The following is a 238-nucleotide window of genomic DNA, read 5'->3' on the forward strand; positions in this document are numbered from 1 at the left end:
TCGCCGAGATCGATCATGCGCTGCCGGGTGATTCGTCCAACTACGCGGACCAGGAGGCCACGCTGGCCGACACGTTGATCACCCTGACCAACACGGTGACGGTCACCGACGGGGACGGCGACACCGCAACCGATTCCGAGGTGCTCAACATCGGTGCCAACATCCGCTTCGACGACGACGGCCCGTCCGTCGTGCTGGCAGCGCCCATCGACACGGCGCTGGTCAACACGCAGGATGC

1 protein-coding gene is annotated in these 238 nt (G+C 65.5%); it reads left to right on the plus strand.

Going from position 1 to position 238, the window contains the following annotated elements; all coding sequences use genetic code 11:
* A partial coding sequence (locus IB278_RS34375) for a hypothetical protein (protein ID WP_225613359.1) occupies positions 1-238 on the plus strand: 238 nt, incomplete at both ends.

The organism is Variovorax sp. VRV01 (assembly GCF_014852545.1).
GTDB classification, from domain to species: domain Bacteria; phylum Pseudomonadota; class Gammaproteobacteria; order Burkholderiales; family Burkholderiaceae_C; genus Variovorax; species Variovorax beijingensis_A.